Source organism: Seleniivibrio sp., from assembly GCF_021209385.1.
Lineage (GTDB): Bacteria > Chrysiogenota > Deferribacteres > Deferribacterales > Geovibrionaceae > Seleniivibrio.
In genome coordinates this window covers 1-13,619 of record NZ_JAJOIL010000030.1, presented here as the reverse complement: position 1 = coordinate 13,619, position 13,619 = coordinate 1, and the positions used below count along the sequence as shown (strand labels likewise).

Below are 13,619 nucleotides of genomic sequence, written 5' to 3'. Positions count from 1 at the left end.
CAAAGCTCCCCGAAGGGAGCGTTGCTTTTATGTATAATAAGTTGATTTTTACAAAAAGGGCAAGGGTTACTTGCTGGAAATGCTTTTACGCGGTCTCTTTTTTATTTTCATACATCAGGATGGGTTTTGCGTTATCGTTTATCACATCCTCATTGATGATACATTCGACAATATCGCTGTCGGAAGGCACATCATACATGATTTCCATCATGGCTTCTTCAAGGATTGAACGCAGACCTCTCGCACCTGTCTTTCTGTTCAGCGCCTTTTTGGCAACTGCTTTCAGAGCGGAGTTTGTGAAGGTCAGCTTAACGTCGTCAAAAGAGAACATCTGAATGTACTGTTTGATGAGTGCATTCTTAGGTTCCTGAAGTATGCGAACCAGAGCCTCTTCATCCAGATCCTCAAGAGCCGCAGCTATGGGGAGTCTGCCCACAAATTCGGGGATAAGACCGAATTTCACAAGGTCGTCGGGACGAAGCTGTCTTAAAAGCTCAAATCTCGTATAGTCTTTTGTTCCGACGGATTTTTTTGTAAATCCGAGTGATTTTTCGCCTATACGTTTTTTGATAAGGCTGTCGAGGAACTCAAAAGCACCGCCGACTATGAACAGGATGTTTGATGTATCAACCTGAATGTAGTCCTGCTGCGGGTGTTTGCGCCCGCCCTGCGGCGGAACGTTGGCGATTGTGCCCTCAATAATCTTAAGAAGCGCCTGCTGAACACCTTCACCGCTAACATCTCTCGTGATGCTGGGGCTGTCGGTCTTCTTGGCTATCTTATCTATTTCGTCGATAAAGATGATGCCGTTCTGTGCTCTGTTAACGTCGTAGTCGGCATTTTGAAGAAGTTTAAGAACAACGTTCTCAACATCCTCGCCAACATAGCCTGCTTCTGTCAGTGTAGTTGCATCGGCTATAGCGAATGGAACATTAAGCACTCTTGCCAGAGTTCTTGCAAGAAGGGTCTTTCCTGTTCCTGTGGGTCCGAGCAGAAGAATATTGCTCTTTTCAAGTTCAACTTCGCTCTTCTTGCCGTGGAGAACTCTTTTATAGTGGTTGTGTACAGCAACGCTAAGCACTTTTTTGGCTTCCTGCTGACCTATGACATATTCGTCAAGCTTCTCTTTTATCTCCGCCGGAGTGAGAAGTTTAAGAGCAGTGTCCTCTTTGATGCCGTCTTCGAGGTCTTCTTTAAGAATCTCGTTACAAAGCTCTATACATTCGTTGCAGATAAATACGTTGGGACCTGCAATCAGTTTTTTTACTTCGTCCTGAGTTTTTCCGCAGAATGAACAGGAGAGTGTTTCTTTTTTTGATTTTGCCATGGACACACCTCGCGTGGACAACAAAACGACATCCTGCCGCTCTGCCGCCTGAATTAAACGCGAACCTAGTCCGCGTCGGATTGTTTATCTACACAAATATATGCATATGTGTAAATATTTCAACCCCTCTTGGTGAATACATCGTCTATAAGACCGTACTCTTTAGCCTCTGCTGCTGACATGAAGTTGTCTCTGTCGGAATCTTTCGCAAGCTGATCAACGGTTTTACCGGATGCGGAAGCAAGAATTCCGTTCAGAACTTCTTTAACGCGAAGGATCTCTTTCGCGTGAATCTCTATATCTGTCGCCTGACCCTGTGCGCCGCCGAGAACCTGGTGGATCATGATGCGCGCGTGGGGAAGAGCGAATCTTTTGCCTTTCGCACCTGCCGCAAGGAGAACGGCGCCCATGCTGGATGCCTGTCCGATGCAGATTGTGGATACGTCGGGTTTGATGTAGTTCATAGTGTCAAGTATGGCGAGACCGTCTGTAACAACGCCGCCGGGGCTGTTGATATAAAGGAAGATGTCCTTATCGGGGTCTTCCGCCTCAAGGAAAAGAAGCTGCGCAACAATGGAGTTTGCCACTCCGCTTTCCACCTGCGAACCTAAGAATATGATCCTGTCTTTAAGCAGACGGGAGTAAATGTCGTAAGACCTTTCTCCTCTTCCTGTCTGTTCAATGACATAAGGGATATAATAGCTCATATTACGCTTCCTTGGCAGCCTTTGACGCCTCAGCTATTTTCGCGTCTCTTTCCGCCTTGCTGATAACTTTTTCGGCTATTTTGTTATTAGCAGTAAGATAGTCATAGACCATGTTGGTGAAAACTGTGTTTCTGAAAGAAGCTATGCCGCCGTACTGCTCAAGTTCTTTTTTGAAATCATCAACAGATCTTTCAAATTTTTCCGCGTATTCCGCGATTGCCTTATCAACGTCCTCGTCTGTGGGGTTGATATTGTTCTTTTCGGAAATCTTATTAATAACAAGAGCGCTTTTTATCTGTCTTTCGGCAGCGTCCATGTGCTGTTCGGCAATTTTTTTCTTATTCATTCCGAATTGTTCGGGGTTCATGCCGTACATGCTGTATTGGCGAAGCGTCTGTTCAGCAAGTTTTTCCGCTTGTTCTACAACCATGACAGCCGGAATATCGAAAGGGTTCTCAGAAATTATTTTTTCAAGCATTGCATTGTAAAGAGCGTCTTTTGAAAGGTCTGCCGCTTCAGCTTTGAGGTCTTCCTCAATAGCCTTCAGAAGAGCTTCTGCTGTTTCGTATTTTTCGCCTATGCTTTTTGCGAATGCATCGTCAAGTACGGGAGCTTTTTTCTGTTTTATTTCATGCAGGGTGATTGTGAAAACCACAGGCTGACCTGCGAGAGATTTCTCATGATATTCAGCGGGGAAAGTTACAGTGATGTCTTTAACATCGCCGACTTTCATACCGATGATCTGCTCTTCAAATCCGGGGATGAATGTGTTAGAGCCGATTTCAAGTGAGTAAGCTTTTGCGCATGCAGAGGGGATAACCTCGCCGTTAAGCTTTCCTTCAAAATCTATTACAGCCATGTTTCCGTCAGCGACTTCGCCGCCTTCAACGGTTTCAAACTGAGCCTGACGTTTCAGGAGGTTATCAACAACATTATCGACATCCTCTTTTTCAACGCTGTTTATCTCTTTGGTGAACTCAAAACCTGTATAGCTTACGACATCAAATACGGGGAAAACGTCAACACACACTTTAAAAGTGATGGGAGAATCGTCGTCTTCAAATTTAACGTCTTTAACTTCGGGCTGTCCCATAGCTCTGATACCGTTCTCTTCGATTGCGTTCTTAACTGCTTCGTTGATGACGTGTTCAAGGGCATAGACACGGATAGCGTGTCCTTTTTCTTTCATAACGACATCTTTGGGTGCTTTTCCTTCGCGGAAACCGGCAACTTTGACAGTTTTTGCAGCTTTATCGAATTCTTTTTCAAAAGTGTCTTTATAGACCTGTGCAGGGATCTCCACACTGAGTTCTTTTTGTGACTTCTCTTTGTCGGCAACAGTAACTTTCATTGTTTTCTCCTTGGAATCTATCAAAGAATATAACTGACTAATTTGGATTTTTAAGCGGGTGACCGGGCTCGAACCGGCAACCTCAACCTTGGGAAGGTCGTGCTCCACCAGTTGAGCTACACCCGCGGAAGGCATGATATGCGAGTGAAGGGACTCGAACCCCCACGCCAAGGACACTAGATCCTAAGTCTAGCGCGTCTACCAATTCCGCCACACTCGCCAAACCGGTAACAAAAAAAGGTGGCTGACGGGGATCGAACCCGCGACAACAGGAATCACAATCCTGTACTCTACCGACTGAGCTACAGCCACCATGCAAGAAAGCGCACCCATGAGGACTCGAACCTCAAACCTACGGATTAGAAGTCCGTTGCTCTATCCTGTTGAGCTATGGGTGCGTATCGGTCTTACGAATCACGAAACTTATCAAAAGACCTCCATTAAGTCAATAGCTAATTTGTCCTGTTTATACATTACTCCTTGATTTGAAATCAAAAACATCATATTACAATTCTACACGAGGTTAAGATGATTACATACAATGATACTCCTGTTTACATAGGCACTGCGGGGTACAAATTTGACGACTGGCTGGGTACGTTCTATCCTGAACAGTTTCCCAACGAACAGATGCTGAAGTTTTACAGCCGTGATAAGGGAATTGATTTCCTTGAACTGACATTCACTTTTTATAACGACCCCACTGAGGAAATAACTGCAAACATCGCAGAGAACGCATCAGACGAGCTGGCAATATCCGTGCGGCTGGGTAAACGCTTTCTTAAAGAACCCCCGCTGAAGGAAGACGCAAGCGAGTTCAAAAACGGTCTCTCTCCTATATATAATAGAGTGAAAGCGTATTTTGCCGATTTCTATAACGGCTTCACTCCATCAAGGGCAAATTTCGATCACATCCTGCGTCTGCGCGACACATTTGCCGATAAACCGTTCTTTGTTGAGCTGGCAAACCGCGGGTGGGCAAGACAGAAATTTCAGGAAGAACTGAAAGAAAACGGCGTAGGCGTTATCAATGCAGATTTTCCGCCATCGGCAGGACTTGCACCCTATTCCGTAAAAGCCTTCAACAATATGTCCTACTTCCGACTGTACGGCAAAAGCCCCGAATGGGAAGGTCCCCAGAAACGTGACCTGAACTACAGATACAGCATAAAGCAGCTTGAAAAGTTCAGGAAAGATATAGATATTGTAGCTTCCGTTTCAAGCTCGGTCTTCGTTTCTTTCTGCAACTCTGCAATGGGAAGTGCAGCGGCAAACGCCATCGACCTCAGAAAAATGCTTGCCGGGGACTGATATGGGCATAATATTTGACGAATATTCCAAAAAATTCCCCAAATCGAAAGAGCTTTATGAAAAAAGCAGAACGCTTTTCCCTAACGGCGTCTGCCACGACATAAGAAATTATTTCCCTTTTCCGCTGGTAACAGACCGCTGTGAAGGCATCCACATGCATGATGTGGACGGCAACAGCATCATCGACCTCTGGATGGGGCACTACGCCAACATACTGGGGCATGGCACAGAAGCCCAGAAAAGGGGTATTGAACGCGCCATGACTGCCGGAGTTCATCACGGCACTCTTAACAGATACCAGATAGAATATGCAGAGCTGGTTCAGCAGGCTGTACCGGAGCTGGAACTCATGCGTCTCTGCACATCCGGCACCGAAGCAACCATGTACGTTACCCGAGTCGCCCGTGCATTCACAGGCAGGCATGTCATTGTGAAGGCAGAGGGTGGATGGCACGGCGGTAACTCCGTATTATCAACCGGCGTCGTTCCTCCGTTCGTAAAGGATAAAAACGCACCCGAAGGGCAGAAAACCGTCACTGTGCCTTACAACAACGTTGAAAAGACAGCGGAAATACTCCGCTCATACAATGACGAGATAGCCGCAATAATCATAGAGCCCATGATGGGTTCCGGCGGCGGTATAACTGCAAGTCCCGCATATCTGAAACTTCTGCGCGACTTCTGCGACCTGACAGGAACTCTTCTCATCTTTGATGAAGTTATCACAGGTTTCAGATTCCGCTACGGCAGCATATGGAATATTCTCGGTGTTAAACCTGACCTTTTCACATTCGGGAAGGCAGCGGCAGGCGGCATACACATAGGTATTTACGGCGGACGCAAAGATGTTATGGACACCATAACCGTACAGAAACTGTTCGTCGGCGGAGGAACCTATTCCGCAAATCCGGTGGCTATGTGTGTGGGGATAGAAACTCTTAAAGAACTGCAAAAACAGGACTATGAAAAACTCAATGCGGCAGGTGACGCCTTCCGGAAAAAACTTGCGGCTATGACTGCAAAACTCAGCCTACCCGCATATGTCACAGGTTTCGGCTCTTTCTTCTGCGTACACTTCACAGATCAGAGATTCAGCGAAATAACACCTCAGATAGTTATGGCACACTCCGACCGAGAGACGGAAAACCTGTTCAAAGTGGCAATGCTGATAAATAATGTGTTCACAATGCATTCCGGAGGCGCATTTTCATTTATGCATCTCGATGAAGTGACGAATAGTAAACTTACAGAGGCATACAAAAGATCGTTTGAAATGATATAGCCTCTTCGGGGGTAACTTGGCTTATATAAGAAAAAAAGCCGCCGCCATAAAGTATGACAACAAGACCGACAAGGTTCCTAAGCTTATTGCAAAGGGCAAAGGGCTTGTGGCGGATAATATCATTGCGAAAGCGAAAGAACACGGGATTTATATAAAAGAGGACAAAGACCTCGTTGAGGCTCTGTCCACACTCGATCTTTTCGACGACATACCCGTTGAACTGTATAAGGTCGTTGCCGCACTGCTTGCGGAGCTATACCATATCAACGGAAAGATAAAAGAGCAGAAAGCACAGGCAAAAGCGCCCGTCAGTAACGAAACCAATCAGAACAATTAATAGCCCAAAGGTTTCAGGATGAAACCCGCTTGCGTGAGCGAAGGAAGGCTTGCCGACCTGAGCGTTACATAATTTTGGCAGGGATGGACAAAATTATGCTAACCTTCTAAGTGTTCCTTGATTCTGCGCAGAAGTATCTCTATCTTCTTGTCCTTTGTGAAATATTCCTCGGCATACAATGATGCGAAGTTCCTCTTGTATTCTTCATAAGCCGTCAGAAGAAAAACAACCTGTCCCTCTTTGACAGACTTGATATCTTTCAGAACCTCAAGCCCCGATCTGTCCGGCATGTTGACATCCAGAAGAACAAGATCATATTCGCCAGCCCTGAACATTTCCAGACCGACCGTACCGTTTTCGGCAGTGTCAACCTTGAACCCTTTCTCTGAAAGGAGATTCTGATAATGATCTCTGATATGCTCTTCATCATCAATAATAAGTATCTTTTTCATTCCTGTCCCCTTTTAGGCAGCAGAAGCGTAAAGACCGCTCCTTTCTGGGCATCGGAAACATAAATGTCCCCGTCGTGTGCTCGCATGACTTTTTTACACAGCGCCAGCCCCAAACCTGTTCCGTCTTTTTTGTTTGTATAGAACGGCTCGAATATTTTTTCGCGAAGTTCCTCAGGAACACCGTTTCCGGTGTCGGCAACTCCTATTGTAACATAGCTTTTGCTCTCGGAAGCGCTTATGATGAGATCGCCCCCTTTTTTCATCTCCTGAACCGCATTGGTTATAAGGTTCATGAGCACTTGCTGTAAAAGCCCTCTATCTGCATCAACATACATCCCGTTTCCGATATTTACAACGACATTTATTTGTTCAAATGAAAAGCAATTTTTCAAAATCTGAATAACTTCCTCTGTAAACTGCACCAGATTTATCTTTTCGTATTCAAGCTCAACTCTTTTCGTATAGGAAAGAATATCACCGACTATCTTTTCAAGCCTGTTAACTTCAGACTGCACGATGCTTATCCAGTGGTGCTGGTCTTCTGAGAGACCGCCCGCCTGCTCAACACGCTTCGCAAATCCTCCGATGGCTATCAGAGGGTTTTTAAGCTCATGAGCAACTGTGGCGGAAAGGCTGCCTATCTGAAGCAGGTTGTCGTTGTTGGAAGATATGCGCTTCGCTTCGTCCAGCTCCGACCTTACCAGTTCAAGCTGTTTCACAGCTCTGAAATACTCAATTGACAGTGAGCAGATGTTACCGAAAAGCCTGAGCGCATCTTTGTCCGCTCTGGAATATGTCGGCTTGCAAACCATAAGAACACCGATCGGCTTACCGCCAATGCCCAGCGACGAAACCAGAACTTCATCGCAGAAGTATCTTTTCAGCGGATCGTATTCATCGGATGAATTAAGGTCAATGGTATCGGTCTTGTCGAAAAACATAATGTCTGAGAGCCTGTTTTTAGTTTCAAAGCCCACTTTCAGGTTGCGGAACAGAGTAACGTCTATTTTCATGTCACTGTTGCAGAATATTCCGCCGCGCAGTTCAAGTAAGGCCTCGTTAAGAAACATTATTCCGGCTCTTCCGAACTGTCCGTTTATTATAACAGACGAAATAAGCTGGTGCAGAACTTCGTCCAGATTTTTTCTGTTCGTTATCGTTTCAAGTATTTTCGCCCCGGCGACAACCCTTGAAAGAGCTGCCCCGAAAGGTGCAAAACTGTATATGTTTATTATCTTTTTAAGCATTTCCGTCTGAGCTTCAGACGGGAATATCTGCTTGTTCGTGAAAACGGACGCAGCACAGCCGCCGGAAACAAGGCTGTATTCCGTCATTTCGGAAGAGGTGTTTCCAGTGTGAAGAATGGTTCCTTCCGTGTCTCTCACCAGAAGACCTTTAATCTCGGTTTGCAGGACGGATTCGAGTAAACCAAGAAGGTCTTGAGTCGCTGAACGCCCCATTGGCTGCTCCGATAGTTGAAAATAAAACAGGGGAACGTCTTTTCAGACGCTCCCCTTGCGATTTGTTATTGTTTCAGTGCTGCATGAGCTGCCGCAAGCCTTGCCACGGGAACGCGGAAGGGGGAACAGCTTACGTAGTTGAGTCCCGCTTTCTGACAGAATGCTATCGACTCAGGGTCGCCGCCGTGTTCGCCGCAGATGCCTGTTTTAAGATCTGCCCTGATACTGCGTCCTTTGCTTACGCCCATTTCAACAAGCTGACCGACGCCGCTGACATCAATGGAGACAAAGGGGTCTTCTTTATATATCCCTTTCTCAACGTAGATGGGCAGGAATTTGCCCGCGTCATCACGGCTTACCCCCAGAGTTGTCTGGGTGAGGTCGTTTGTTCCGAACGAGAAGAACTGTGCGTGTTCTGCTATCTCGTTCGCTGTGAGCGCCGCTCTGGGAAGCTCTATCATCGTACCGACGAGGTAATCCAGCTTAACGCCGTATTTTGCTATTACCTCCGCGGCAACTTCGTTTGTCATATCTTTCAGTATCTCAAGCTCTTTGTATGAACCCACGAGAGGAATCATAACTTCCGGTTTAACAACCTTGCCCTGTTTAACAAGCTCACATGCCGCCTCGAAGATGGCATAGACCTGCATTTCATAAATTTCGGGGAAGGTGAGACCCAGACGGCATCCTCTGTGACCAAGCATCGGGTTGAACTCGAAAAGCTCAGTCGCCTTAGCTTTAAGGTGGTCTGCGGAAATACCGGAGGCCTTGGAAACGCGCTCAATCTCCTCATCTGTGTGGGGGATGAACTCGTGAAGAGGCGGATCCAGCAGACGGATTGTTACAGGCAGCCCTTCCATTGCGGTGAACAGTCCGAGGAAGTCCTCTTTCTGATAGGGTTTAACCTTCGCAAGTGCCTTTCTGCGTCCCTCTTCGTTGTCAGCAAGTATCATCTCGCGCACGGCATCGATACGGTCGCCGTCAAAGAACATGTGTTCCGTACGGCAAAGACCGATCCCCTCCGCTCCGAAATCCCTTGCCACTCTTGAATCATGGGGGGTATCAGCGTTTGCGCGCACGCCGAGGGTTCTGAATGAGTCTGCCCATGTCAGTATCTCTGCGAACTCGCCTGAAAGTTCGGGTTCTATAAGTTTCGCCGCGCCGAGTATAACCTCGCCTGTGGAACCGTTTATGGTTATGATGTCACCCTCTTTAACGGTGGCGCGCCGGCGGTGAAGAATTTCTGTACATCGTTGATGCGTACCGCGCCGCAGCCTGCGACACAGCATTTTCCCATGCCTCTGGCAACAACAGCCGCGTGGCTTGTCATACCGCCTGTGGCAGTAAGGATACCCTGTGCGGCGTGCATACCGCCGATATCTTCGGGTGACGTTTCAGCACGCACAAGGATAACTTTTTCGCCCTGTGCCGCCCAGCTTTCAGCCTCTTCCGCAGTGAAAACGACCTTTCCAACAGCCGCGCCGGGAGAAGCGGGAAGACCTTTTGCGATAACGTCGTATTTAACGCTGGTATCTATCATGGGGTGCAGAAGCTGGTCAACCTGCTCCGGAGCAACACGGAGTACAGCCGTTTTTTTGTCGATAAGTCCTTCCGCAACCATGTCGAAAGCGATCTTAACAGCCGCTCTTGCGGTTCTTTTGCCTGTTCTTGTCTGGAGCATGTAAAGAGTTCCCTTTTCAATGGTGAACTCAATATCCTGAACGTCTTTGTAGTGGTTTTCCAGTTTTTTATAAACTTCTTCAAGCTGTGCAAAGACTTCCGGCATAGCTGTTTTCAGTTTCGCTATGGGTTCCGGGGTTCTGATACCCGCAACAACGTCCTCGCCCTGTGCGTTCACAAGGTATTCGCCGAAGAACTCTTTGTCGCCTGTGGAGGGGTTACGGGTGAACGCAACACCTGTTCCGCAATCGTCGCCCATGTTTCCGAAAACCATGGACTGCACGTTTACTGCAGTTCCCCAGTCGTCGGACATTTTGTTTATTTTTCTGTAGGTTTTCGCTCTCTGATTGTTCCATGAGTCAAAAACCGCATCGATAGCATATCTGAGCTGCTCTTTGGGATCCTGTGGAAATTCCTTTCCGATCTCCTCAACAACAAGAGCCTTATATTTTATAACAAGCCCTTTAAGGTCGTCAGCGTTAAGCTCCGTATCCTCTTTAACACCTCTGGCGTTCTTCATATCCTTAAGGATATGCTCGAACTGGTGGTGTCCGATGCCCAGAACAACGTCAGAGAACATCTGAATGAATCTTCTGTAGCTGTCATAAGCGAATCTGGCATTGCCGGAGGACTTTTCAAGCCCCTTGACAGATTCGTCTGTCAGACCGAGGTTAAGAACTGTGTCCATCATACCAGGCATTGAAACCCTTGCGCCGGAACGGACTGAAACGAGGAGAGGATTGTTCACATCTCCGAATTTTTTTCCCATTGCAGTTTCAAGTTCTGTAAGAGCCGCAATCACCTGATCCCAAAGACCTACGGGATAGCTCTTGTTATCCTTGTAATACTGCACACAAGCTTCTGTCGTAATGGTAAAGCCGGGAGGCACGGGTATGCCGATGCTGGTCATTTCAGCCAGCCCCGCTCCTTTCCCGCCGAGAAGGTTTTTGTTCTTACCGTCCCCTTCCGTGCGTCCTTTACCGAAAAAGTAAACCCATTTGGTGCTCATTGCGATAAACCCCCTGTTATATGATTTTTGTCAGATCGCCCAGCAGATTGAACAGACCTATCAAACGGTTCAGCAAACTTAATCTGTTCTCCTTCACCTTCTCATCCTTCGCCATAACCATGACGTTCTCGAAAAAGCGGTCAACAGGGCCGCTGAAGGTCAAAAGCTGGGTCATCGCCTCAGTGAAGTTCTCTTCACACACCTCTCTATTAATACCGGCAGCCTTTGTGTTAATAAGTTCTGCCAGTTCCCTCTCGTGGTCGGACTCAAACAGTGCGGCGTCATACTCTGTGCCAGTATGTCCGCTCTTTTTAAGGATGTTGTTGATACGTTTATATCCGGCTGCGATGCTTGCAAACTCCGCAGTCTCTCTGTACTGCGCAAGGGCTTTCGCTGCCTTATCTATTTTGATTATATCACCGGAAATGCTCGCTGCACAGTCAACACAGTCAGAAGCTAGCCCTTCCGTTGTGAGCATTTGACGAAAACGCTGAATAATGAACTCATTCACGGCATCAACTGTTTTCTGTTTATCAAATTTTATATAGTCCGCAAGGATATCCACACTCTTTTCAACAAGAGCTGAAATGTCAGCACGCAGACCTTTCTGGCGGATGATGTTCAGGATGCCGATGGCGTTTCTGCGAAGCGCATAGGGGTCCTGATTTCCCGTAGGAATAAGGTCAACTGCGAAACAGCCGACTATCGTATCCAGCTTGTCCGCCATGGAAACAAAAGCTCCGGCATCTGTTGTGGGAAGGTCGTCGCCTGCGAATCTGGGCATGTAGTGTTCATCTATGGCAGTGGCAACGGTTTCATTTTCGCCCTGCAGTCTCGCATAGGTTCTGCCCATGATACCCTGCAGTTCTGGAAACTCATAAACCATAGAGCTGAGAAGGTCAGCTTTGCAGAGGAATGCCGCGCGGTCTGTGTCCGCTTTTGCGGCGGGTGCGAACTGTTCTGAGAAAAACACGGCAAGTTTGCGGAAACGTTCCATCTTCGCATATGAAGTGCCGAGTTTCTCCTGATATGTAACTTTTTTAAGCTCTTCGACGTGCTTTTCAAGAGGATAGACCTTGTCATTCTCCCAGAAGAAAGCCGCGTCGGCAAGTCTTGCGCGCAGAACCCTTGCATAACCCGCTTTAACAACAGCAGGGTCTTTCGGGTCGTGTTTGAAACACCGATGAATCTGTTAACAAGTTTGCCTGATTTATCTGTTACATAGAAATATTTCTGGTGATTTTTCATGGAAGTGATGAGAACGTCTGCGGGCAGGGACAGGTATTTTTCCTCGAACTCGCCCATGAGCGAAACGGGATACTCCACAAGCCCCGCAACGGTGTCCAGCAGACCTTCATCAAGGTCGACCTTGTAACCCGTCTCCTTCTCGATATCGGCAACCTGTTTCTTCACAAGTTCCCTTCTGGCTTCAGTGGAGACTATCACGCGGGCTTTTTCAAGCACTGTCATATAGTCCGTAAAATCTTTAACTGGAAATTCCGTATTAAAATGGATGCGGTGTCCCATGGTGGTATTGCCGCTTTTTATGCCGTCTATCTCAAAGTTTATTACTTTTCCGCCGAAGATGGCAAGGAACCAGTGGATGGGTCTGGCATAGCGGAATGTTCCGTCACCCCATTTCATTGATTTCTTAAAAGGGATGCCTTTGATGATATTCGGCACCAGAGTTTCAAAAAGCTCTGTGGTATCTACACCTTTCGTCTTTTTCACGCCGCTGAGGTACTCGCCCTTTTCGGTGGTCTCTTTTTTCAGCGTACCAAAATCAAGCCCTTTTGACTTGGCGAAACCTTCGCCCGCCTTTGTGAGCTTGCCTTCCGCATCGAAAGCCACAGACGCGGGAGGTCCCATAATAACCTCTTCGCGGTCAGGCTGTTTTTCGCTCAGTCCCGTAATGTGTATATAGCTTCTTCTGGGCGTTCCGTCAGATTCAACTGATGAAAACGGAACTCCTTCTTCGGTAAGTTTTTTTGTGAATTCTTTGACAAGGTATTCGCTGGTTCCTTGAATGAAACCCGCAGGTATTTCCTCGCTACCTATTTCAAGCAGAAAATCGGGCATTGTAACACCTAAACATGATTATTTTAGTCCTAGCATCCTACAATAGATTCAGATAATTTCAAGAAGTTTATACCTTTATATATATAAGATGCAAGAATTTGTGAGGTGTTCATCAGGCACGGGTTTCAGAGATAGGATTTATCAATATGGAAATAAAGGAAACATGATTTAAGGAGCAACCCCTCCCGAACCCTCCCTTTGAGAAAGGGAGGGCGGAGAAGGATTTATATTCCATTATACGAAAGAGTATTTCAGTGTTTTTTCGACTTCTTTTACCTGAGAAAGTCCGTTGAGCAGTTCCGCCAGTGAGTCGTAGCTTCCTTCAAGGAAAGCCTTTCTTGCGTTGGGTTTGATTTCAACGGCATATTCCTTGCCGTTGAAGCTGACCTTTGATGAGTCAACGTCGATGACCATCTCCGCAGAAGGATTAGCCTCCGCATCCGCCATGAGAGCGTCACGGGTTGCCTTGTCGGCCACAACGCAGACTATGCCCAGCATTGTGCAGTTGCCGAAGAATATCTCGGCATAGCTTCCCGCGATAACAGCGTTGAAGCCTGCGCGTTTGATAGCCTGCGGAGCATGTTCACGGGATGAACCGCAGCCGAAGTTATCGCCTGATATTAT

8 protein-coding genes, 4 tRNA genes and 3 pseudogenes are annotated in these 13,619 nt (G+C 47.0%); 3 read left to right on the top strand and 12 right to left on the bottom strand.

Annotation, left to right across the window (positions count from 1 at the left end; translation table 11 throughout):
- Window positions 1-85: 85 nt before the first annotated feature.
- The 7 genes from clpX to LRY47_RS10110 form a co-directional block, all read right to left on the bottom strand.
- Window positions 86-1,327, bottom strand: coding sequence for an ATP-dependent Clp protease ATP-binding subunit ClpX (gene clpX, locus LRY47_RS10140; RefSeq protein ID WP_295224936.1), 1,242 nt, complete (start codon window positions 1,325-1,327; stop codon window positions 86-88).
- Window positions 1,328-1,446: 119 nt separating this feature from the next.
- Window positions 1,447-2,034: an ATP-dependent Clp endopeptidase proteolytic subunit ClpP gene (clpP, locus tag LRY47_RS10135; RefSeq protein ID WP_295224934.1), complete on the bottom strand. Its 588-nt coding sequence runs from the start codon at window positions 2,032-2,034 to the stop codon at window positions 1,447-1,449.
- 1 nt (window position 2,035) lies between these two features.
- Window positions 2,036-3,385 (bottom strand): trigger factor, encoded by a 1,350-nt coding sequence (tig, locus tag LRY47_RS10130; RefSeq protein ID WP_295224932.1) that lies wholly within the window; start codon window positions 3,383-3,385, stop codon window positions 2,036-2,038.
- Between the two features lie 53 nt (window positions 3,386-3,438).
- Window positions 3,439-3,511, bottom strand: a tRNA-Gly gene (locus LRY47_RS10125).
- Between the two features lie 13 nt (window positions 3,512-3,524).
- Window positions 3,525-3,605 (bottom strand) — tRNA-Leu (locus tag LRY47_RS10120).
- A gap of 19 nt (window positions 3,606-3,624) precedes the next feature.
- Window positions 3,625-3,697: transfer RNA gene (locus tag LRY47_RS10115), tRNA-His, on the bottom strand.
- A 12-nt stretch (window positions 3,698-3,709) separates the two neighbouring features.
- Window positions 3,710-3,783: transfer RNA gene (locus tag LRY47_RS10110), tRNA-Arg, on the bottom strand.
- Window positions 3,784-3,913: 130 nt separating this feature from the next.
- Here LRY47_RS10110 and LRY47_RS10105 point away from each other — a divergent pair.
- The 3 genes from LRY47_RS10105 to LRY47_RS10095 are packed head-to-tail and all read left to right on the top strand — an operon-like array spanning window position 3,914 to window position 6,315.
- A complete protein-coding gene (locus LRY47_RS10105; protein WP_295224930.1) occupies window positions 3,914-4,696 on the top strand; it encodes a DUF72 domain-containing protein in 783 nt (260 codons plus the stop codon).
- A gap of 1 nt (window position 4,697) precedes the next feature.
- Window positions 4,698-5,978 carry an aminotransferase class III-fold pyridoxal phosphate-dependent enzyme gene (locus tag LRY47_RS10100; RefSeq protein ID WP_295224928.1) on the top strand — a complete coding sequence of 427 codons (1,281 nt, stop codon included), beginning with the start codon at window positions 4,698-4,700 and terminating at the stop codon, window positions 5,976-5,978.
- Window positions 5,979-5,994: 16 nt separating this feature from the next.
- A complete protein-coding gene (locus LRY47_RS10095) occupies window positions 5,995-6,315 on the top strand; it encodes an EscU/YscU/HrcU family type III secretion system export apparatus switch protein (RefSeq protein WP_295224926.1) in 321 nt (106 codons plus the stop codon).
- A gap of 98 nt (window positions 6,316-6,413) precedes the next feature.
- Here the strand turns inward: LRY47_RS10095 and LRY47_RS10090 are convergent, their stop codons facing one another.
- The 5 genes and pseudogenes from LRY47_RS10090 to LRY47_RS10070 form a co-directional block, all read right to left on the bottom strand.
- On the bottom strand, window positions 6,414-6,767 hold the full coding sequence (locus LRY47_RS10090; RefSeq protein ID WP_295224924.1) for a response regulator: 354 nt from the start codon (window positions 6,765-6,767) through the stop codon (window positions 6,414-6,416).
- Window positions 6,764-8,227 (bottom strand): HAMP domain-containing sensor histidine kinase, encoded by a 1,464-nt coding sequence (locus LRY47_RS10085; RefSeq protein WP_295224922.1) that lies wholly within the window; start codon window positions 8,225-8,227, stop codon window positions 6,764-6,766. The genes LRY47_RS10090 and LRY47_RS10085 overlap by 4 nt, the downstream gene beginning before the upstream one ends.
- Before the next feature lie 65 nt (window positions 8,228-8,292).
- Window positions 8,293-10,916 (bottom strand): annotated as a pseudogene (gene ppdK, locus LRY47_RS10080) (pyruvate, phosphate dikinase).
- Window positions 10,917-10,932: 16 nt separating this feature from the next.
- A pseudogene (gene glyS / locus LRY47_RS10075) lies at window positions 10,933-12,995 on the bottom strand (glycine--tRNA ligase subunit beta).
- A 234-nt stretch (window positions 12,996-13,229) separates the two neighbouring features.
- A pseudogene (locus LRY47_RS10070) lies at window positions 13,230-13,619 on the bottom strand (isopropylmalate isomerase); the annotation flags it as partial.

What these genes read in the sequence shown, in the direction of transcription:
- clpX (WP_295224936.1), bottom strand. Translation starts at nt 1,327, where the DNA reads ATGGCAAAATCAAAAAAAGAAACACTCTCCTGTTCATTCTGCGGAAAA.
- clpP (WP_295224934.1), bottom strand. Translation starts at nt 2,034, where the DNA reads ATGAGCTATTATATCCCTTATGTCATTGAACAGACAGGAAGAGGAGAA.
- tig (WP_295224932.1), bottom strand. Translation starts at nt 3,385, where the DNA reads ATGAAAGTTACTGTTGCCGACAAAGAGAAGTCACAAAAAGAACTCAGT.
- LRY47_RS10105 (WP_295224930.1), top strand. Translation starts at nt 3,914, where the DNA reads ATGATTACATACAATGATACTCCTGTTTACATAGGCACTGCGGGGTAC.
- LRY47_RS10100 (WP_295224928.1), top strand. Translation starts at nt 4,698, where the DNA reads ATGGGCATAATATTTGACGAATATTCCAAAAAATTCCCCAAATCGAAA.
- LRY47_RS10090 (WP_295224924.1), bottom strand. Translation starts at nt 6,767, where the DNA reads ATGAAAAAGATACTTATTATTGATGATGAAGAGCATATCAGAGATCAT.
- LRY47_RS10085 (WP_295224922.1), bottom strand. Translation starts at nt 8,227, where the DNA reads ATGGGGCGTTCAGCGACTCAAGACCTTCTTGGTTTACTCGAATCCGTC.